This is a genomic window from Glutamicibacter sp. NPDC087673, from assembly GCF_044743255.1.
Lineage (GTDB): Bacteria > Actinomycetota > Actinomycetes > Actinomycetales > Micrococcaceae > Glutamicibacter.
Genome location: NZ_JBIUWB010000005.1, coordinates 340209 through 359393 on the forward strand (window position 1 = coordinate 340209; position 19185 = coordinate 359393).

The 19185-nt window shown below is 62.0% G+C and carries 19 protein-coding genes; 8 read left to right on the forward strand and 11 right to left on the reverse strand.

Annotation, left to right across the window (positions count from 1 at the left end; all coding sequences use genetic code 11):
• Positions 1 to 105: 105 nt before the first annotated feature.
• Positions 106 to 1386: a kynureninase gene (gene kynU / locus ACIOTL_RS14000; RefSeq protein WP_400343181.1), complete on the reverse strand. Its 1281-nt coding sequence runs from the start codon at positions 1384 to 1386 to the stop codon at positions 106 to 108.
• Between the two features lie 127 nt (positions 1387 to 1513).
• On the opposite strand from kynU, the gene ACIOTL_RS14005 reads away from it, so the two are divergent.
• From ACIOTL_RS14005 to ACIOTL_RS14020, 4 genes are all read left to right on the forward strand, one after another.
• A complete protein-coding gene (locus ACIOTL_RS14005; RefSeq protein ID WP_105662647.1) occupies positions 1514 to 1999 on the forward strand; it encodes an Lrp/AsnC family transcriptional regulator in 486 nt (161 codons plus the stop codon).
• A gap of 72 nt (positions 2000 to 2071) precedes the next feature.
• Complete coding sequence (locus tag ACIOTL_RS14010; RefSeq protein ID WP_400343183.1) at positions 2072 to 2503, forward strand: hypothetical protein; 432 nt, start codon at positions 2072 to 2074, stop codon at positions 2501 to 2503.
• Positions 2496 to 3944 carry a sensor histidine kinase gene (locus ACIOTL_RS14015; protein ID WP_400343185.1) on the forward strand — a complete coding sequence of 483 codons (1449 nt, stop codon included), beginning with the start codon at positions 2496 to 2498 and terminating at the stop codon, positions 3942 to 3944. Before ACIOTL_RS14010 ends, ACIOTL_RS14015 begins: the two co-directional genes overlap by 8 nt.
• Complete coding sequence (locus tag ACIOTL_RS14020; protein ID WP_105657909.1) at positions 3941 to 4609, forward strand: response regulator transcription factor; 669 nt, start codon at positions 3941 to 3943, stop codon at positions 4607 to 4609. Before ACIOTL_RS14015 ends, ACIOTL_RS14020 begins: the two co-directional genes overlap by 4 nt.
• 18 nt (positions 4610 to 4627) lie before the next feature.
• Here ACIOTL_RS14020 and ACIOTL_RS14025 read toward each other — a convergent pair whose 3' ends face one another.
• The 6 genes from ACIOTL_RS14025 to ACIOTL_RS14050 all read right to left on the reverse strand — a co-directional run bounded on the left by ACIOTL_RS14025 (position 4628) and on the right by ACIOTL_RS14050 (position 10195).
• Complete coding sequence (locus ACIOTL_RS14025; protein ID WP_400343187.1) at positions 4628 to 5446, reverse strand: polyphosphate polymerase domain-containing protein; 819 nt, start codon at positions 5444 to 5446, stop codon at positions 4628 to 4630.
• Positions 5446 to 6114, reverse strand: coding sequence for a DUF4956 domain-containing protein (locus tag ACIOTL_RS14030; protein WP_400343189.1), 669 nt, complete (start codon positions 6112 to 6114; stop codon positions 5446 to 5448). Before ACIOTL_RS14030 ends, ACIOTL_RS14025 begins: the two co-directional genes overlap by 1 nt.
• Positions 6115 to 6400: 286 nt before the next feature.
• Entirely contained in the window at positions 6401 to 6817 is a 417-nt protein-coding gene (locus ACIOTL_RS14035; RefSeq protein ID WP_105657906.1) for a DUF3151 domain-containing protein, read from the reverse strand.
• 2 nt (positions 6818 to 6819) lie between these two features.
• The gene (fbaA, locus tag ACIOTL_RS14040; RefSeq protein ID WP_105657905.1) at positions 6820 to 7842 is read right to left on the reverse strand and encodes a class II fructose-bisphosphate aldolase; all 1023 of its coding nucleotides are present in this window, start codon (positions 7840 to 7842) and stop codon (positions 6820 to 6822) included.
• Between the two features lie 196 nt (positions 7843 to 8038).
• A complete protein-coding gene (locus ACIOTL_RS14045; protein ID WP_400343191.1) occupies positions 8039 to 9367 on the reverse strand; it encodes a peptidoglycan DD-metalloendopeptidase family protein in 1329 nt (442 codons plus the stop codon).
• A gap of 171 nt (positions 9368 to 9538) precedes the next feature.
• Positions 9539 to 10195, reverse strand: a complete 657-nt coding sequence (locus ACIOTL_RS14050; RefSeq protein WP_400343193.1) for a TrmH family RNA methyltransferase — start codon at positions 10193 to 10195, stop codon at positions 9539 to 9541.
• A gap of 139 nt (positions 10196 to 10334) precedes the next feature.
• On the opposite strand from ACIOTL_RS14050, the gene ACIOTL_RS14055 reads away from it, so the two are divergent.
• The 4 genes from ACIOTL_RS14055 (at position 10335) to ACIOTL_RS14070 (ending at position 13378) form a co-directional block, all read left to right on the forward strand.
• A complete protein-coding gene (locus ACIOTL_RS14055; RefSeq protein ID WP_105657902.1) occupies positions 10335 to 11177 on the forward strand; it encodes an HAD-IIA family hydrolase in 843 nt (280 codons plus the stop codon).
• A 79-nt stretch (positions 11178 to 11256) separates the two neighbouring features.
• Positions 11257 to 11895, forward strand: coding sequence for a TetR family transcriptional regulator (locus tag ACIOTL_RS14060; RefSeq protein WP_400343195.1), 639 nt, complete (start codon positions 11257 to 11259; stop codon positions 11893 to 11895).
• 35 nt (positions 11896 to 11930) lie between these two features.
• The gene (locus ACIOTL_RS14065) at positions 11931 to 12656 is read left to right on the forward strand and encodes an ABC transporter ATP-binding protein (protein ID WP_133834970.1); all 726 of its coding nucleotides are present in this window, start codon (positions 11931 to 11933) and stop codon (positions 12654 to 12656) included.
• On the forward strand, positions 12653 to 13378 hold the full coding sequence (locus ACIOTL_RS14070) for an ABC transporter permease (RefSeq protein WP_133834971.1): 726 nt from the start codon (positions 12653 to 12655) through the stop codon (positions 13376 to 13378). The genes ACIOTL_RS14065 and ACIOTL_RS14070 overlap by 4 nt, the downstream gene beginning before the upstream one ends.
• Positions 13379 to 13381: 3 nt before the next feature.
• Here ACIOTL_RS14070 and ACIOTL_RS14075 read toward each other — a convergent pair whose 3' ends face one another.
• Genes ACIOTL_RS14075 through ACIOTL_RS14090 form a run of 4 tightly spaced genes read right to left on the reverse strand, consistent with a single transcriptional unit; the run spans position 13382 to position 18986 of the window.
• The gene (locus ACIOTL_RS14075) at positions 13382 to 15712 is read right to left on the reverse strand and encodes a glycoside hydrolase family 3 N-terminal domain-containing protein (protein ID WP_400343198.1); all 2331 of its coding nucleotides are present in this window, start codon (positions 15710 to 15712) and stop codon (positions 13382 to 13384) included.
• Between the two features lie 45 nt (positions 15713 to 15757).
• Positions 15758 to 16645: a carbohydrate ABC transporter permease gene (locus ACIOTL_RS14080; RefSeq protein ID WP_400343200.1), complete on the reverse strand. Its 888-nt coding sequence runs from the start codon at positions 16643 to 16645 to the stop codon at positions 15758 to 15760.
• Positions 16642 to 17679, reverse strand: coding sequence for a carbohydrate ABC transporter permease (locus ACIOTL_RS14085; RefSeq protein WP_105658004.1), 1038 nt, complete (start codon positions 17677 to 17679; stop codon positions 16642 to 16644). The genes ACIOTL_RS14080 and ACIOTL_RS14085 overlap by 4 nt, the downstream gene beginning before the upstream one ends.
• 8 nt (positions 17680 to 17687) lie before the next feature.
• Positions 17688 to 18986 carry an ABC transporter substrate-binding protein gene (locus ACIOTL_RS14090; RefSeq protein WP_105657896.1) on the reverse strand — a complete coding sequence of 433 codons (1299 nt, stop codon included), beginning with the start codon at positions 18984 to 18986 and terminating at the stop codon, positions 17688 to 17690.
• Between the last annotated feature and the right edge of the window lie 199 nt (positions 18987 to 19185).

The following is a 19185-nucleotide window of genomic DNA, read 5'->3' on the forward strand; positions in this document are numbered from 1 at the left end:
TATGCGAACAGCACGGCATCGAAAATGCCGTGCTGCTCTTAAGGTTACTCTCGCGCAGATTCGCTGGCTTCGGGGCACCAAGGCCTGAAAGCGGCGGAATTTGCGTTATGTCACGGCATTACGCACGGCGTACTCTTCGCGCTGCCAGGCATTGGTGTGCAGAATTTCACGCAGTTTCTCCACGGCATCCCAGATATCGGTACGCGTCAGGTACAGCGGGGTGATGCCAAAGCGCAGGACTTCCGGTTCGCGGTAGTCCCCGATGACACCCCGGTCAATGAGCGCAGCGATGATTTCGTACCCATGCTCATGGCGGAAGCTGACGTGGCTTCCGCGAGCAGCATGTTCGCGTGGAGTCACCAGTTCCAGGCCGTAGCCGGCACAGCGGGTCTCAACCAGCTCGATGAACAGGTCCACCAGCTCCAGCGAGTTGGCACGCACCTTGTCCATGTCCGCTTCCAGCGCGATATCCAGGCCAACCTCGATCATGGCCAGCGAAGTGACCGGCTGGGTACCGCACATGAAGCGGCGAATGTCATTTGCTGGAGTGTAGCTATCAGCCATCTCGAAGGGCGACTTGTGCGACCACCAGCCGGACAGGGGCTGCCAGAAACGTTCATGGTGGCGGGCATTGACCCAGATGAAGGCCGGAGAGCCCGGGCCGCCGTTGAGGTACTTGTAGGTGCAGCCCACGGCGTAGTCGGCATCTGCTGCATTCAGGTCAATCGGCACTGCACCCGCGGCATGAGCCAAGTCCCAGACCACCAGGGCTCCGGAGCCGTGGATTGCTGCGGTGGTCTCGTCCATGTCCCACATGGAACCGGTGCGGTAGTTCACGTGCGACAGGGCAACCACGGCGACAGTCTCGTCCAGTGCAGCGCGCAGCGACGCCTCGCCATCGATGAGCTTCACTTCATAGGCCACACCTGTTTCCTGCGAGAGCGAGTTGACCAGATCAGCCAATCCCTCGGCGATATAGATATCTGTTGGGAAGTTGTCGCGTTCGGTGAGAATCACCCGGCGCTGCGGGGCATCAGCCTTCTGCGTGCGCAGTGCCGATGCCAAGGCCTTGAACAGATTCAGTGTGGTGGTATCGGTGATCGCGGTTTCGCTGGGGTTCGCGCCCAGCAGCCGCCCCAGCTTGTCGCCGAGCTTCAGCGGCATCTCGAACCAGCCGGCGGTGTTCCAGGAACGGATCAGGCCCTGGCCCCATTCTTCGGTCACCACCTGGGCGGCACGTTCGGCCGCACCCTTCGGCAACGCGCCCAATGAGTTGCCATCGAGGTAGATGACGCCTTCCGGGAGGTTGAAGCGGTCGCCAAAGGCCACCAGCGGGTCTGTCGCGTCCAACTGGGCAAGGGTCTCTCGGGTCAGTTCCGTGGTCATTGGATCTCCTGTTCAGCCAAGATCAAAGCGGGAGAACTTCCGTTCTCCATGGTGTTTCCATCGTAGAATCAGATTCGATATAGTGCGACTAAATCTGAACTTTCCCAAAGAATTGAGTTGATCAACCGTGGCAGGTTCATTATGGACAGTTCAAGGCGACGCCAAGCCGAATCCTGTTCGTGTAGACGAAGCGGATTTGTCCATTCTCGCCGAGCTGAGCAAGGATGCTCGAATTGCCAATAACGTCCTGGCTGCAAAAGTCGGCCTGGCGCCGTCCACCTGCTTGGGCCGGGTGAAAGCCCTCTCCAAGGCGGGGGTGATCACCGGCTACCATGCTGCGATCAATGAGCAACTTCTTGGCGTGGCCGTCAACGCCATGATCTCTATTGTGGTCTCGTCCACAGCCCGAGACCGCTTGCTCTCCTCGGCGCATCAGCTCAAAGAGCTCGCCGAGGTCAAGGAAGTCTTCGTTCTTGGCGGCTCGCCGGATTTGCTGGTTCGGGTGGCTACCAGAAGCATCGAAGACCTACGGGCATTCGTGGCCGCGCACTTGGGCTCCAACCGCGCGTTCTCATCCACCCAGACGGTAATTATCTTCGAGCACCTGGCTTAGCCGAGACAGGCTTTTTGTCATCTAACGGCGTCTCTCATCTATATCTCATTTATTTCAGCCACAATGAAAAACATGGGAAAGGAAGCTTTGCGCCGCGTCTTTGCGACAATCGCTGTCATCGCAGTCGTGTTTCTTGGCGCTTTCGGAATCAGCCAAGCCTTGGAAGGTCCGGCGGACCAGGACCTCGGGGAAGGGTTCATCTTCGAAGAAGCAACTCCGTCTCCGACGAGCGGCACCCCCAACAGCCCCTCCTCCTCGCCTTCTGCCCCAGCGACTGGATCCCAAAATCCGTCTTCCAGATCGAGCACCTCCGCCAAGCCGAAAACCTCGGAAAAGCCTAAGCCTAGCGCTACCCCGACACCGAAGCCCAGGCCGAAACCTCCAGCACCGGCACCGCCAAAGAAGACCGTCGTTCCGCTGCCTCCTTCGGGCACCCAGTACGACGATGATGACGACGACGATGACGATTACGACGACTACGACGATGACGACGACGATGACTAGAGCGCCAGAACGCCGCTGGTCCATCCGAGCACGGGTCCTGACCGGCATGATGCTCCTGGTAGGCCTGGCCCTGCTGACAGCGGGTACCGCGAGCTTTGCGGTTCAACGCCACGAACTGAATGAACGCCTCGACGAGTCATTGACCCGCACCGTCAAGGAATTCGAAGTTCTCACCGATACTGGTGTCGATCCGCGAACCATGGAACGCTTCAAGCACGCCGAAGACTTGCTGTATATCGCAATGCAACGCACCCTGCCCTCCCCGAAGCAGGGCATGCTCTCCCTGGTTGGTGACGAGGTGCGTTGGACCGCACCGGATATCGTCAACACCCGCCTGGAAGATGATCCGGAATTCCTCGAATGGGCCAGAAGCGTCCAGGACGCCAACCATATCCGCTTGGGAACTGTCGACACGGACATCACGACCTACCGTGCCGTCGTTGTTCCGGTTAGCCTTCCTGCAGACCACGAGCATGGCGCGTTCGTGCTGGCCTACGACTACTCTGCCGAGGCCATCGCCAACGACCGCAACTTCATGATCTATGGTGCCGTCGGCGCCTCGGTCATGCTCGTGGCCGCGCTGGCCGCCTGGCTTGTGGTTGGCCGAATGCTCGACCCGATCCGCCGCCTGCAAACTACCGCGCAGCAGATCTCGGAGACCGACGTATCCCAGCGCATTGAAGTTTCCGGAAATGACGAATTCGCCGAATTGACGGTCACCGTCAACGAAATGCTGGATCGCCTTGAAGGCGCGCTCAGCTCCCAGCGCCAGCTGCTCGATGATGTCGGGCACGAATTGCGCACGCCGGTGACTATCATCAACGGGCATCTGGAATTGATGGATCCCAACGATCCGGACGACGTTGCCCAGAGCCGCGATATCGCCATGGACGAGCTCGGGCGCATGTCCTTGCTCATCAATGACCTAGTCACCCTGGCAAAGTCCAACCGCACGGATTTTCTCCAGGTGGAGCCGGCAGAAGTCGGCAAGCTGCTTGACGACATCCTCGACAAAGCCCGCGGCCTGGGGCCTCGCCAGTGGCGCGTGGACTACCGCACCGAGGCCACCGTTGCTCTCGACCCGATCCGGACCACCCAAGCCATGCTGCAGCTCTGCGCCAACGCGGTGAAGTTCTCTGCTGCGGATAGCCGCATCGGCTTGGGCAACGAGATCGTGCGCGATGGGCATGGCAACACCACCTTGCGCTGGTGGGTATCCGATGCGGGCGTGGGCATCCAGGCTGAAGATCTTGAACGTATTTTCGAGCGCTTTGGACGGGGCCAGAACTCTGTTCGTTCTTCGGGGTCCGGCCTGGGGCTGAACATCGTGCAGGCCATAGCGGAGACCCACGGCGGACGCGTTTGGGTGAACTCGGAACATGGCAAGGGTTCGACGTTCTACATTGACATGCCGTTGACGACTGGAAGCAAGGAAGCATGAGCCAGATACTGATCATTGAAGATGAACCGCGAATCAGTTCGTTCGTAGCCAAGGGGCTGCGTGCTGCGGGATTGACCTCATCCATCGCAGAAACCGGGCATGATGGCTTCACCCAGGCCATTGACGGTGACCATGAGCTGATCATCCTCGACCTCGGCCTGCCGGATGAAGACGGCTTCTCGGTATTGCGGCGTCTGCGCGCCGCGCAGATCGATACTCCGGTGATCATCCTGACCGCACGCGGCAGCGTGGAAGACACGGTAGCCGGCCTGCAGAACGGCGCCGATGACTACATGGCCAAGCCATTCCACTTCGATGAGTTGCTGGCGCGGGTGCGCTTGCGCCTGCGCGCCGAGGACAACGCACCCGAGGTTTCCTCACTGGCCCACGAGGACCTGAACATGGACCTGCTGCGCCGCCGGGTGACGGTCAATGAGCGCGAAGTCGACCTTTCCGCGCGTGAATTCGCGCTGGCCGAAGCCTTCTTGCGCAACCCCGGCCAAGTGCTCAGCCGCGAGCAGTTGCTTTCCCGGGTCTGGGGCTATGATTTCGATCCAGGGTCCAACGTGGTGGATGTGTATGTCCGCTACCTGCGCAACAAGCTCGGCTCGGAACGTTTTGAGACGGTACGCGGATTCGGCTACCGACTCGCCTCCGAGCGCTAGCCGAATCCTGCACGGAATCTAGCGCAACGTCGGGTCCGGAACGAAGCTCTGCTGGAGCAAACGGCTCCAGCGATTGGCCGGCAGCTGCGGGTTCAGCAGTGCAATGCCGATGCAATACTTGGACATCGATACCTCTCGGATGCCCAGCTCGGCCAAGGCCTGGTCCGACGCGCCCCGGCCATCAGCGGACTTGGTCTCCACGACAACCAGGTCCGGTCCGTCAACCCTCGAATCGCCGTTGGCGTATTCCAGTTCAACGTCGCAGGTCAGCCGTTCGCCATCGATGGGGTTCACGAAAGTTGCACGCCGGTAGGCACTGTCCAGCACAGGTTGCAGTTGGGGCACGTCCTGCCCGTACTCGCGGCGCAGGACCGATTCCAAGAACTCGAGGTTCTCTTCGGTCAGCTCGCCGGCGCTGTCCAGATCCTGCTCGACGCGATGCTTCACCGTCGAGCCGCGAAGCCCCTTGGTCTTGATCTCGAACATCGACAGCCCGGTGTCAGCATAAGTGCGCGAGCGCACCTTGTATCGCCGTCGCCGCCCCTGGCGGTGGGCGCGGTACTGGTCGTAGTCCTCGGTATCGAAATACACCGATTCGTAGCGGAAGGTGCGCAGGCCATCGATCTGCATGATCTTGAATTGATCGCCCAAGCGCTCGGATAATGCCGTGAACTCCTCTGGGGCCAACAGGAACTTCTTGTCGACTCGGGTCTGCAGCGCCGCTTCGGAGATCACGTCTTCGAGACTGATCGGCTCCCGGCCGATGACGGCTTCTTCAAGAGCCGCGCGCGCCTGGGAGGCAACGACGTCCGCGCTCTTGGTTGCAAGCGCAGTCATCAGGACCACGTCTCCTGCTTGGCTCCGTTCTGCGCTGCCGGTGCGGACTGGCTGTTCGCCAATTCATAAGTGCCGGAGAAGCTCTCGGATGCGCTGGACTTGGCATTGGACTTGCTGCCGGCAGCGTTGGTACGGAAGCGGACATCAACGATGGTCAGATCGCGAACCATGTCCAGCTCGACAACTACGGTTCGCAGCACCTTGGCATCCAGCAGTTCTTCCAATGCAGCCTGCAGATCCGCCTTCTTCGGGTAGGCACGTTCCAGGGTCACGGTCTGGCGCTCGGTGCGCGGAGCGAAGCTCGGGTGGTCAGCAAGGAACATCACCAGAACCAGGGCCGCGGTGGCCGACGGCGCCAACCATGCCGGATCCGGGTGCAGGCCGTTGACCAAACCAATGGCCAGCGAAATGAAGTAGTAGGCGACTTCTTCCTGGGTCAGCGTGTCTGAGCGAAGGCGAATGATTGAAAGGATACCGAAGAGCCCCAGCCCCAGCCCCATGCCTGCGCCGCTGCCTGAAAGCAGCAAGGTGACCGCGAAGATTCCCATGCTCAAAGCGATATATGCGAGCACGAGGTCGCGGCGGAAGTGACGGCGGAAGTATACGAAGTACACCAGCACCGTAATGCCGATGACGTTTGAGGCTAGTCCCGTCCAGAATGACAACATCGCTATCCCTTTCAAAAGTGTGAAGTGATGATCCCTTCTAAATGAACTTTAGGTGAACTAAATGAGTCCAAAAGTAGAACAACATGAGAACGCCCTCATGTTACTGAATAGGCCTTGACTTGCATGTTTGCCTTCTGCTGACGGAGAGTGTGCCGTCTGGCTGGTTTTACTCAGCTTCCGCGCACACGAGTTCTCTTACTTCTTGAGCATGCCCTCGAAGCGTTAAACAGCTAACGGCGGCTATTCTCTCTGCGAGAATAGCCGCCGTTAGCTGTTGGAGTATCGCTTACTTGCCAGCTTCGATTTCAGCCTTGGCCGTCGAATCCGAATCGTTCAGGAACTTGCCGATGCGGTCGACTTCTTCAGTCTCGCCGATGGCTGCGGCCGCACGGCCTAGCGCATAGAGCGAGCGAAGGAAGCCTCGGTTTGGCTCATGGCGCCAAGGCACAGGGCCCTGTCCGCGCCAGCCGGCTTTGCGCAGCGAGTCCAAGCCTCGGTGGTAGCCAACTCGTGCGAACGCGTACGACTCCACGATGCGGCCCTCACTGTGCGCTTCGTTGGCAAGCAGCGCCCAAACCAGTGACGAGGCAGGGAACTTTGCCGCCAAGTCCGTGGCTTCATCACCGGCTTCATAGCGTGCCAGCACTTCGGTTTCTTCCGGAAGCAGGGTTTCCGGGATACCCAGCAGGTTTTCTCCGACCATGGTTACTTCAGCGACTTTCCGGCCGAGCCTAGCTGCTGGGCAGCTTCAACGATGCGGGCAGCCATGGACTCTTCAGCCTTGGCGCCCCAAACGCGCGGGTCATAGGTCTTCTTGTTGCCAACTTCGCCGTCGATCTTCAGCACGCCATCGTAGTTGCCCAGCATGTGGCCTGCGACCGGACGGGTGAATGCGTACTGGGTGTCGGTGTCGATGTTCATCTTGATCACGCCGTAGGCAACAGCGTCAGCGATTTCCTGCTCGGAGGAGCCCGATCCGCCGTGGAATACGAGATCGAATGGGTTAGCCTTGCCGATTTTCGCACCAACCTGGGCCTGGATATCCTTCAAGATCTCTGGGCGCAGCTTTACGTTGCCTGGCTTGTAAACGCCGTGGACGTTGCCGAAGGTCAGCGCGGTGATGTAGCGTCCCTTTTCACCGGCGCCCAAAGCCTCGATGGTAGCCAAGGCATCTTCGACGGTGCTGTACAGCTTGTCGTTGATCGCGTTCTCGACGCCATCTTCTTCGCCGCCCACGGCACCAATTTCAACTTCGAGGATCTGCTTCGCGGCAGCGGTGCGTGGCAGCAGTTCAGCAGCAATACGCAGGTTCTCTTCGAGGGTCTCAGCCGAGCCGTCCCACATGTGGGAGTTGAAGAATGGATCGCGGCCTGCAGCGACTTCAGCCTCCGAAGCGGCCAGCAGCGGCAACACGAAACCGTCCAGCTTGTCCGCTGGGCAGTGGTCGGTATGCAAGGCGATGTTCACGCCGTAGTTCTTGGCAACCTGGCGCGCGAAGGCCGCGAAGCCCAGCGAGCCGGTAACCATATCCTTGATGGATGCACCAGACCAGTATGCGGCGCCGCCGGTGGAGACCTGGATGATGCCGTCGGATTCAGCCTCTGCGAAGCCGCGAATTGCGGCGTTCAGAGTCTGCGAGCTGGTCACGTTCACTGCTGGGAAGGCGTAGCCGCCTGCCTTGGCAGCATCGATCATTGCATTGTACTTATCGGGGGTTGCGATAGGCATGCTTCACTCCTGGTGATTAGCGAGGTTACGCGTCTCCATTGACGGCGGTTCGCCATCCATCCTATCGGCTATGTCACTAACTAAGCCCTAAATCTCGTATCGTGACACGGGGAATTCCGCGGTTTACCGCAAAGCAAACGGCCAACCCAGATGAGAGCTTGTCTCATTATGGTTGGCCGCTGGCTTTTTACGTTCTCTATTCGGTTGTTGCGCTTACAGAGGTGCTTCCCGACGGAGCTAGCTGTGTCTTGGTCGTGGTGCTGGGCACTGATGCAGAGCTCTTGGAAGCCGCCGGAGTTTCAGTTCCGGTCGAGGCCGACTTCGACGAATCCGTCTTTGGTGCAGAAGCTGAGCCGGTTGGAGTATCCGTAACGGCTTCTTCTTCTGGCTTCGTTGGCTCTGGAGTTGGAGCCTCCACCTCATCAGTGGCATCCGGATCTTCGGGTCCGTCCGTAGCGCCTGGACTCTTCGTAGCGTCTGGACTCTTCGAATCGTCAGGGCTCTTGGAACTATCTGGGCTCTTCGAGCTATCAGGGCTCTTCGAACCGTCCGGGCTCTGTGAACCATCTGGAGACTGCGAACCGCTCGGGCTTTCACTCTCGCTCGGCGACGGGCGCTGTGATTCCGATGGGCTTGGCTTCGGCCGTGGAATGCTTGGAGTGTCATCCTCGGGGACAATGACGTCTGGATCCGGGCCGCTTGGAGCCCGATCAGGAACGCGGGAGCCGTTGCCCTTGGGAGCACTGCCCGCATTGACTGTCAGCCGCTGCGAATTAATCATCGCCTGGCGCTGGCCCGGAATGGTTGGCAGGTAGTTGCGCGGATCATGCCAACGGCCGTCGATGATGACCTCGAAGTGCACGTGGCAACCGGTCGAGTTGCCGGTAGTGCCAGCCAGGGCGATCAGTTCACCCTGCTCGACTCGCTGCCCCACCTTGGCAATCAACTTCGAATTGTGGCTGTAGCCAGTCTGGACATTGCTGCCGTGGTCGATAGTCACGCGCATGCCGGAGTGCCCAGCCCATGCCGATACGGTCACCGTTCCAGCTTCAGAAGCGTAGACCGGCGAGCCGCAGGAAATAGGGTAGTCCTGGCCAATGTGGATCTGGTTGCCAGGACCGGTAGGGTTGGCACGCCAGCCATAAGGGCTGGAAATACTGCGGGTCTTGACCGGGTGCATCAGTTGCAGGTCGCCAGGCAATTTGCCGAGCTCGCCGACCATGCCCGCAAGCAGAGCTGAGGATTCGTTGTCATTGCCGGACGCTTCTGAGCCCGCGTCAGCGCCATCAAGCATTCCAACGGGACGGCCGTCAATAGCCAGCTCCTTGCCGGAACCGCCAAATGAGTTCAGCGGCGCATCTGCACTGACGTAGACCGGTCCGTTGAACATTGATGGATCTGCCACAGCATCGATGCCTACAGGGATATCGCCCTGCCTGGAGTCACCGGCCTGTGCCATGATCGGGATCGCCAGGGCTCCCGTCAGTCCGAGCGCGGCGACGATAGAAGTGGACCATATAACCAATGGCCTTCTGCGTCGAGGCAGCCCGGGCAACAGCAAGTCACGGTTTACTTGATGACGTCGTTTCACGACCACCCTCTCCCAGATCACGTTTTCATAACTAAAACCCAGAGTAGGCGGAAAATGATAACTAATCCAGATGCTCGACTAAACTCGTCAGTATTAAATTTCTTGTTAACCTACTTTTTGCCCAAACACGTGCCTGCGTACCCACGCATGCATGGCAATCCCGGCTGCGGATGCCGCGTTGATTGAACGAGTCGAGCCGAACTGCTCGATGGACAAGGTGTCCTTGGCCGCAGCGTGGACTTCCGGGCTGAGTCCCGGACCTTCCTGCCCGAAGACCAGCACGCAGTCCTTCGGCAGGTCGTAGGTCTCCAGGGGAACGGAGTCCGGGAAGATATCGATTCCCAGAATCTTCAACCCCTCGCCCTCAGCCCAGGCAACGAACTCCTCCACCGTTGCATGGTGGCGTACGTGCTGGTAACGATCAGTAACCATGGCGCCTCGTCGATTCCAGCGGCGACGGCCGATGATATGGACTTCTTTGGCCAGGAAAGCGTTTGCGCTGCGTACCACGGTGCCGATGTTCATATCGTGCTGCCAGTTTTCAATGGCGATATGGAAATCGTGGCGGCGTTCGTCAAGATCAGCAATGATGGCGTCCATCGTCCAGTAGCGGTACTTGTCCGCGACGTTGCGCCGGTCGCCCTCGGCAAGCAGCTGGGGATCGTACTTTCCGTCGGTTGGCAGTTCCCCCTCCCAGGGGCCTACTCCGATCACATGCTGCGCGCTCGAGTCATTAACTGGTTCATGCGTTTCTTCGTTCACAGTATTAAGCCTAGTTCGTTATGTTCGTGCCCTTGTTCACGGTGCATTTGCGTGCGCCTGTGTAATCTCTTAATAGAACGGGATACTTTCAGTGCCGATAGCTCCCACCACATATTTCCCTAGGGAGGATCCACGCCTCGTGACAACTTCAATCCGCGGTACGCGAACTGTCCACGACATCAAATGCTGGCTCACGGACATGGACGGCGTATTGGTTCACGAGAACCAGGCCATCAAGGGCGCCGCCGAGATGCTGAGCTACTGGCGCGACAACAACCTGCGCTTCCTGGTCCTGACCAATAACTCCATCTACACCCCGCGCGATCTGCGTGCTCGCCTATTGGCCTCGGGCCTGGACGTCCCGGAGGAAAACATCTGGACCTCCGCGATGGCCACTGCAGAGTTCCTGGCTCGCCAGCGCCCCGGCGGCCGCACCTTCGTCATTGGCGAAGCCGGTTTGACCACTGCCCTGCATGATGCGGGGTTCATCATGACCGACCAGAACCCTGACTACGTCGTGCTGGGCGAAACCCGCACCTACTCTTTCGAAGCCATCACCAAGGCCATCCGCCTGATCGAAGGCGGGGCGAAGTTCATCGCCACCAACCCGGACGCTACCGGACCGTCCACCGAAGGCATTATGCCAGCCACCGGTGCGATCGCGGCCTTGATCTCGCGTGCAACCAACCGCGAGCCATACGTGGTGGGCAAGCCGAACCCAATGATGTTCCGTTCTGCCCTGAACCGAATCGATGCGCACTCGGAAACCACCGCAATGATCGGCGACCGCATGGACACCGATATCGTTGCGGGCATGGAAGCCGGACTGCTGACCGCATTGGTCTACACCGGCATCACCGCCCGCGAAGACATGGACACCTTCCCGTTCCGCCCGGACCTGCAGTTCCCATCCGTGGCGAATCTGCACGCGGAACTCGCCAAGGGTGCCGCTGCAGCGGAAGCGCCTGCAGCCAAGAAGTAGCAGCTAGCGGATTCAGCAAGGCCGGGCTTTTGCCCGGCCTTGCTGCGTTGACGCAAGATTCCGGAAGTATGCTGAAACCGTGACCGAGCACGTACCGAACGAGGTCCCGAGCGCGCGGAAGCGTGGACGGCCCAAAGGCAGCACCACGGGGACAACTAGAGCGGCGATCCTCAAAGCCGCGTCCAAGGAGTTCTCCCGTGCCGGATACGAGGCAGCCAGCCTCCGGTCGGTAGCGCGCCGAGCCGGGGTGGATCCAGCACTGGTTCACCACTATTTCAAGGACAAGAGCGACTTGTTTGTCCAGACCATGCGCATCCCCGTCAACCCAGGGGAAATCATCGCCGAGGCGGCAACAGCGCCGTTGGAGGAGATGGGCGAGGCGCTGACTCGCGCATTGCTCGCTACCTGGCGCAAGCCGGCTTTCTGCACGGCAGCAACGGCAATGATCCGGGGCTTGGTCTCCAGCAGCAGCGCGGCGAAAGTCCTCCGTCCATTCCTGCAAGAGCAGATCTTCTCGCGCTTGGGTGCGCGTTTGCCGGAAGAAAGCGCCGAGCCGAGGGTAGCCCTGGTGGCCAGCCAGGTTGTCGGCCTGATTGTCGCGCGCTACATCATTGGCTTGGAGCCTTTGGCCTCCATGGATGATGAGCAGGTTATCGAGCTGGTGGCCCCCACCATCCAGCGCTACCTCACCGGCCAATTGCCTGCGTTGAACCATTGACATGCCGCTGGCAGAGGTCCCTAATTCATTATGTGATGAATAAAACGGCTTGTGTCGATGTGCAGCGGCTCGACGTCAGACGCGGAAGGGCATTGGTCCTGGACCACGTGGAATTCCAGCTCGCGCCGGGACGGATCATCGGCTTGCTCGGCCCCAGCGGCAGCGGCAAGAGCACCTTGCTGCGAAGCATCGTGGGCAACCAGGTCATCAGCAGCGGAACAGTCTCCGTTCTCGGAAAGCCCGCCGGGCACAAGTCCCTGCGCAACCGGGTCGGCTACATGACCCAGGCAGCCAGCGTCTATGACGATTTGAGCGTCCGGCAGAACATCGCCTACTTCGCCAAGATCCTCGGCCAGCCCCCAGCAGAAGTGGATCGAGTCCTCGAAGCCACGGACCTGGCGGACCAGGCTGGCCGGCTGGCCATGGGCCTGTCCGGCGGACAGCGCAATCGGGTGTCCTTGGCCATCGCGCTGCTCGGCTCGCCAGAAATCGTCATCCTGGATGAACCCACGGTGGGTTTGGACCCGGTGCTGCGTGCGGATCTGTGGGCGATGTTCTCGCAGTTGGCGGCCACCGGCCTGTGCCTTGTCGTCTCCAGCCATGTCATGGACGAAGCCATGCGTTGCGATGAAATCCTGCTGCTGCGCGAGGGGAAGCTGCTCGGCCAGATGAGCCCGGCTGCATTGATGGAGTCAACCGGTGCAGACAATCCCGAAAATGCCTTCGTTGCCCTGATCGCGGCAAAAGGGAACCAGCCATGAAACGGACGCTCGCCACCACCGGTCGGGTCCTGGCCCAGGTGCGCCATGACCCGCGGACCATTGCCTTGATGCTCATCGTGCCCAGCCTGCTGATCGGCCTGATCGCATGGATCTTCACCGACACCCCGGCCTTCAGCCGCATTGGCCCGGCAATGATCGCCTTGTTCCCCTTCGTGGTCATGTTCCTGGTCACCAGCATCGCAACACTGCGCGAGCGGCGCAGCGGAACCCTTGAGCGCCTGCTGAGCATGCCGCTGGCCAAGGGCGAATTCATCTTCGGCTACGCGCTGGCGTTCACCCTGGTTGCGATCCTCCAGACCATGATCGCGGTCAGTTTCGCCATCTGGGTTTGCGGCTTGGAGATCGAAGGCAGTTTCTGGCTGCTGTTCGCGGTGGCCGCCCTCGACGCGCTGCTGGGCATCAGCCTCGGCCTGATGGCCAGCGCCTTCGCACGCACCGAATTCCAGGTGGTTCAGTTCATGCCGGCGCTGGTCATCCCGCAGTTCCTGCTGTCCGGAATCATCCTGCCCCGCGAGCAGCTGCCCGGCGCGCTGGAGGCCATCGGCGCCTGGCTTCCGCTGTCCCACGCCATCGACGCCCTCTCGGATGCCGCGGCGGGAACAGTGGATTCGGCGACGGCAAGAAGCATGCTGGTCATCGCCGCCTGGATCGCCGCCGCGCTGATCGTCGGTTCCCTGACCCTGCGGCGGCGCACCGCCTAGCGGCTACGCGATGTCCACCGGGGTGTCCAGCACGCGGCCCTCGGCCACTTCGCGCACCTTCCCGGTGATCCGGAACTCGGCCTGCAGTGGCAGGTCCTCGCTGCTGGTTCCCACCAGCGCGGTGAACTTGCCCGGTTCCACAATGCGCTTCCCGGACAGCCCGGTGAACGAGGTTCGGTCAGCATGCACGGTGAAAGCCACGCGCTTCGACTCCCCTGCCTCAAGCTGCACCTTGGCGAAGCCGGCCAGCCAGCGGCGCGGGCGCACCACCTGCGACACCGCGTCAGCCAGGTACAGCTGCACCACTTCGGCACCGGAGCGCGCTCCGGTATTGGCCACGGTGGCACTGACCCGAATGGTGCCGTCGGCAGCGATTTCAGTTTCCGGCAGTTCCAGCCCGGAGATCTCGAAGCTGGTGTAGGAGCTGCCGTAGCCGAAGGGGTAGAGCGGACGCGGATCGAGGTTGGTTACGCCTTCGGCATGCCACGCCAGCTTTGAGGCCAGGTAGGTGCCCGGCTGCCCGCCGATATGGTCGGGGATCTGCACCGGCAGCTTGCCCGAGGGGTTGACCTCGCCGGTCAGCACACTGGCCAGCGCCGGCCCGCCTTCCACACCCGGCATGAAGCACTGGATGATGGCCGCGGTGCGATCCGCGAACTGCCCGAGCGAGTACGGGCGCCCGGTGACCAGCACCAGCACCGTCGGGGTGCCGGTCGCCAGCACGGCTTCCACCAGATCCCCCTGCCGCCCGGGCAGGCGCAGGTCGACAACGTCGCAGCCCTCTCCCGAGGTGCCACGGCCGAAGAGGCCGGCGAGGTCGCCGACGGTGACCACCGCGACTTCGGCGTTGCGGGCCGCTTCGGCGGCCTGGGCGATGCCCGAATCATCCAGATCGGTGAAGTCCACGCCACGGGCATACTCGATCTGCGATCCGGCGAGCGCGGGAGCCTGCTGCAAGGCTTCGAGGATCGAGGCCATCGGCACGCCGTAGTCCTGCTGCTCGGCGAAGCGCGAGTAGACATGGTTGGTGAAGGAGTAGCAGCCTAGGTGGGTGCGCGGCTGGGAGGCGCTGGGCCCGATGACCGCCAAGCGTGCCGGGCTGGCCAAGGGCAGGATCTGCTCGTTGCGCAGCAGGATGATCGATTCCTCGGCCATTTTCCGGGCATGGGCACGGTTATCGGCCGAATCCAGTTCCACGTCATCGCCCAGCCAGGCCTGGCGCGGGTTCCAGCCCGGATCCAGCAGGCCCATCTGCAGCTTCTGGGCCAGCACGCGGCGCACCGCGGTGTCCAGGACTTCCTGCTCCAGCGCTCCGGCGCGGACCGCCTGGGCCAGGTTGGCGAAGGCGGTGGTCTCCGGGAGCTCAACGTCCATGCCGGCTTCCAGGGACAGCCGGCCCGCGGCGTCCTCGTCTTCTGCCACTTCGTGCATGCTGTGCAGGAAGCTGACGGACCAGTAGTCCGCCACGACGGTTCCCGCGAAGCCCCAGCGGCCCCGCAGCACTTCGGTGAGCAGCCGGTGGCTGCCAGCGGGCGCTTCGCCATCCACATCCGCATAGGAGTTCATCACGGACTTCACTCCACCCTCGCGAACTGCGCGTTCGAACGGCGGGAACACCGTGTCTTCCAGCGCCCGGGGGCCCATGGAGACCGGCGCGTGGTTGCGCCCGGCTTGCGAGGCCGCGTAGCCGGCGAAGTGCTTCAAGGTGGCGTGCACCCCCGAGTCCTGCAGGCCGCGCACGTAGGCTACGCCCAGCTCCCCAACCAGGTGGGGGTCTTCGCCCATGGTCTCTTCCACCCGGCCCCAGCGGTAGTCGCGGGTGACGTCCAAGACCGGGGACAGGCCCTGGTGCACTCCCATCTTCAGCATGTCGGCGCCGATGCGCCGGGCCATGCCGCCAATGAGTTCCGGGTTGAAGGTGGCGCCCCAGGCAATGGACGCCGGGTAGCAGGTCGCGCCAAGGGTGGTGAAGCCAGTCAGGCATTCCTCGTGGGCGATGGCCGGGATGCCCAAGCGGTTCGCGGCAATGACCTGTTCTTGCAGCTCGACCAGGCGTTCGCGGCCTTCGGCGGGGGCCAGCGGGATGGTGCCGAAGGCGCGGGTGATATGCCCCAAGCCGTCCTTGATGGCGGTTTCGAAGCTGGGGCCTGCGGTGAAGGTATCGGCCATCGGCGCGACGTTGCCTTCCCCGTCCTGGTTTTCTTCCTCCGGGCGGATCCAGAACGAGCCCAGCTGCCCGGCTTTCTCTTCCAGGGTCATTTCATCCATGAGCGCGGCGACGCGCTGTTCGGCAGGAAGTGAGATGTCGTGCCAGGTTTGCTCGACGGTTTTCATGGCAGTTCCTTGTCTTCAAAGATTTCGATTGCTTGCGGGGGCGGATCAGCCCTTGACTGCGCCCTGCAGTCCATTGACGATGCGCTTCTGCATGGCCAGGAAGAAGATCAGTGCCGGGATCATCGCCAGCGCGGTGAACGCGAAGACGCCGGCGGTGTCGGCCGAGTGCTCGCTGGAGTAGTCGGCGACGCCCAGCGGCAAGGTGCGCATATCCCCTTGCAGCAGCAGCAACGGCAGCAGGTAGGCGTTCCACGAGCCGACGAAGGCCAGTACGCCGACGGTGACCATGCCCGGCCCGGACAATGGCAGCAGGATCCTCCAGAAGAAGCCGATGCGGCTGGCGCCATCGAGCTGGGCGGCTTCTTCCAGCTCCTGGGGCAGCGCCATCAGGAAGGGGCGCAGGATGACCACGGTCATGGGCAGCGCGAAGGCCGCCTGCGGCAGGGCGACGCCCCACCAGGTGTTGCCCATGTCCAGGTCCCGGGTAATCAGGATGAACAGCGGAACAATCGCCACGGTGGCCGGGAACAGCAAGCCAAGCACGAAGACCATGAAGATCGGCTCGCGCAGGCGGAACGTGTAGCGGGCCAGCGGGTAGGCAGCCATGATGCCGAAGACCACCACGACGATGGTGGTGATCACCGCGATCATCGTGGAGTTCAGCGCGTACTGCCAGAAATCCGGGTTCTTCAGCACGCCGGCGTAGTTCTCCAGCACCCACGGCTCGGGAAGGCCTGCCGGGTTCTCGGCCAGCTGCGCGTTGGTGCGGAACCCGCCGAGCACCCCGTAGAGGACCGGGCCCAGGGTGATCGCGGCAACCGCCAAGGCGATGGCGTAGACCAGGACGTTTCCGCCTTGCCGGCCGTTGCGCTTCTTGGCGCGTTTTGCCTGGGCGGGGGTGTGCTGGGGCCTGGTAGCCAGGGTGGCGCTCATGCTTTGGCCTTCTTCCGCTTCGTGCGCTCATCATCGGGCTGCGAATCCCGCTTGAGGATGAACTGCTGGTAGGAGATGGCCAGAACCAGGGCGACGATGAACAAGATGACCGAGGCGGCCGCGGCGATCCCGAAGTTCTGGCGCTTGGTTCCTTCCGAAACCAGGAAGCTGGCCATCGTGGTGGTGGCGTTGGCCGGTCCGCCGCCGGTGAGGATCCAGACCATGTCGAAGAGCTGCAGCGAGCCGATCATGGACAAGAAGCCCCAGGTGCGCAGGGTGGGGCCCAGCAGCGGGATGGTGATCTTGCGCTGGATCTGCCACCAGGAGGCGCCGTCGATTTCCGCCGCTTCGTAGAGCTCGGACGGCACCCCCTGCAGCCCGGCAAGGAACAGGATCACCGCCAGGCCAAGATACTTCCAGGTCAGCACTGCCAGCACGGTCCACAAAGCGAGTTCCGGCGTGCCCAGCCAGCCCTGGGCCGGCCCCTGGATTCCCAGCTTGGACAAGATGGTGTCGATCACCCCGTACTGCGGCTGCAGCAGCTGGAACCAGACCACCCCGGCGATGACTTCGGACAGCACGTAGGGCACGAAGATGATGGTGCGCAGCAGGGACTGGATCTTCATCTTCCGGTTCAGCAGCAGGGCGATGCCCAGGCCGATCGGCAGCTGCAGGGCGATGGAGCCGCCGATGATGACCAGGTTATGGACCAGGGCATCGGTGAACACCTCGTTGCCCAGCACCCGGACGTAATTCTTGAAGCCCACGAAGTCCACCAGCGGGCCGAAGCCCTTCCAGTTGTACATCGAGAAGCGCACGGCCTGGATGATGGGGACCAGCATGAAGACCGCGATCAGCAGCAATGCCGGGCTGACGAAGAACAGGATCTCCAGGTTCTTGCGCCGCTGCGCGGGCTTGCGCGTGCGCTTGGCACCGGCAGGCGGCAGTCCGCTTGGCGTGGAACGCCGCCTTTCGGAAAGCCCTGGGCCACCGCTGGCTGGCGGACTGGCTGCGTAGGTTACTTCTGGGGCCACGGCGTGGATCACTTCTCCAGGTCAGCGGCATCTTGGCTGGCGTCGACGATCTTCTGCGCGTCGGATTTGCCGGCGAAGAGCAGGGCGATCTCGTCGTTCATGGCCCCGCCAATGGAGGCGCCGAACGAGGTGTCGAAGTACAGCTGGAAATATGGAGCCTTGTCGCGCACGTCCATCAGCGAAGCCAATGCCGGATCCGAGATCGCGTCCTTGGCCGCCGGGTTGGTCGGCAGGCCCATGTCCAGCTCGGCGAAACCGCGCTGGACCTCGTCGGAGAGCATGTGCTTCACGAAGTCCACCGCCGCGTCGGGGGCGCCTTCGGAAACTGCCCAGGCGTCGCCTCCGCCAAGCTGCGCGGCCGGGTCGCCCTGGCCGCCCTCAATGGCAGGGAAGGGGAACCATCCGGTGTCTTCCCCCATGCCAGTGCCGTCTTCGGTCAGGCCCTGCATGACCCCCGGCTCCCAGTGGCCAGCCAATTCCATGGCTACCTTTCCGGTGGCCAGCAGGCCCGAAGCGGAGGTGGGGCCGGACTGCGCCGGGGTAGAGAGGAAGCCCGGGTTGAATGGCTCGGACTTGATCAGCTGGTCCACGTCTTCCCCGGCCTTGGTGAAGCACTGGTCGCTGAAATCGAGATTGGCGACCGAATCGGCCAGGGTCTGCTGGGAGCATTCGCGCACTGCCGCGTAGTACCAGTAGTGGGCTGCCGGCCATTTGTCGCCGGCGCCGATGGAAATCGGGTCGATGCCTGCCTGCTTCAGCTTCCCGGTGGCCGCAATCAGTTCATCGAAGGTCTGCGGGGCCGAGTCGATGCCCGCTTCCTTGAACAGCGCCTTGTTGTACCAGAACCCCGCGCCGCCCAGCGAGAACGGCAAGGCGTAGGTCTTGCCATCGAGCTGCCAGCCGCCGGCGTTCTCGCCGAGGAAGGCGATTTCCTCGGAGGCCGCCTCGGTCAGGTCCTTGGTCAGCCCGGCGGCCACGTGGGCTGCGAGCTCCCCGCCACCACGTTCCATGTAGACATCCGGGGCGTCGCCGCTCTGGAAGGCCGCATCGAGCTTGGTGAGCATGTCCTCGTGCTGCATTGCGCTGACTTCGACCTCCACCCCTTCATGGGCGGCTTCGAAGTCGGCTGCAACCTGTTCGTAGTAGGCCTTGCCGTCGCCGTTATTGGAGTTGTGCCACCAGGTGATGGTGGTGGTTCCGTCTGCCGACGTCCCTTCCTGGCCTGCATCGGCGGCGCAGCCGGTGGCCAGCAGGGCAGTCGTGGCGGCCAGCGCCAGAATCTGCGCACCTCGGATCTTGGATAACATGCTCGTGCTCCTCAGCTGTGATGAAGACCTGCCGGCATCGGACGGCAGGCGATTGGCTCCACCAAGAATTGCACCGTGACGCAGGTCATGTCAATCGTTTTCGATAACGTTTTCGAAATCCATTGCGAAAACGTTGTCGAAAGATCCGCAATCAGTCGTCATGCCCCCGTGAAGTCACGGAATTCCGGAGTATTTTGCG

Bases quoted from the DNA above. Each gene is read 5' to 3' on its own strand.
- kynU (WP_400343181.1), bottom strand. From the start codon at position 1,386: ATGACCACGGAACTGACCCGAGAGACCCTTGCCCAGTTGGACGCGACA.
- ACIOTL_RS14010 (WP_400343183.1), top strand. From the start codon at position 2,072: ATGGGAAAGGAAGCTTTGCGCCGCGTCTTTGCGACAATCGCTGTCATC.
- ACIOTL_RS14015 (WP_400343185.1), top strand. From the start codon at position 2,496: ATGACTAGAGCGCCAGAACGCCGCTGGTCCATCCGAGCACGGGTCCTG.
- ACIOTL_RS14020 (WP_105657909.1), top strand. From the start codon at position 3,941: ATGAGCCAGATACTGATCATTGAAGATGAACCGCGAATCAGTTCGTTC.
- ACIOTL_RS14025 (WP_400343187.1), bottom strand. From the start codon at position 5,446: ATGACTGCGCTTGCAACCAAGAGCGCGGACGTCGTTGCCTCCCAGGCG.
- ACIOTL_RS14030 (WP_400343189.1), bottom strand. From the start codon at position 6,114: ATGTTGTCATTCTGGACGGGACTAGCCTCAAACGTCATCGGCATTACG.
- ACIOTL_RS14035 (WP_105657906.1), bottom strand. From the start codon at position 6,817: ATGGTCGGAGAAAACCTGCTGGGTATCCCGGAAACCCTGCTTCCGGAA.
- fbaA (WP_105657905.1), bottom strand. From the start codon at position 7,842: ATGCCTATCGCAACCCCCGATAAGTACAATGCAATGATCGATGCTGCC.
- ACIOTL_RS14065 (WP_133834970.1), top strand. From the start codon at position 11,931: ATGAATAAAACGGCTTGTGTCGATGTGCAGCGGCTCGACGTCAGACGC.
- ACIOTL_RS14070 (WP_133834971.1), top strand. From the start codon at position 12,653: ATGAAACGGACGCTCGCCACCACCGGTCGGGTCCTGGCCCAGGTGCGC.
- ACIOTL_RS14075 (WP_400343198.1), bottom strand. From the start codon at position 15,712: ATGAAAACCGTCGAGCAAACCTGGCACGACATCTCACTTCCTGCCGAA.
- ACIOTL_RS14080 (WP_400343200.1), bottom strand. From the start codon at position 16,645: ATGAGCGCCACCCTGGCTACCAGGCCCCAGCACACCCCCGCCCAGGCA.
- ACIOTL_RS14090 (WP_105657896.1), bottom strand. From the start codon at position 18,986: ATGTTATCCAAGATCCGAGGTGCGCAGATTCTGGCGCTGGCCGCCACG.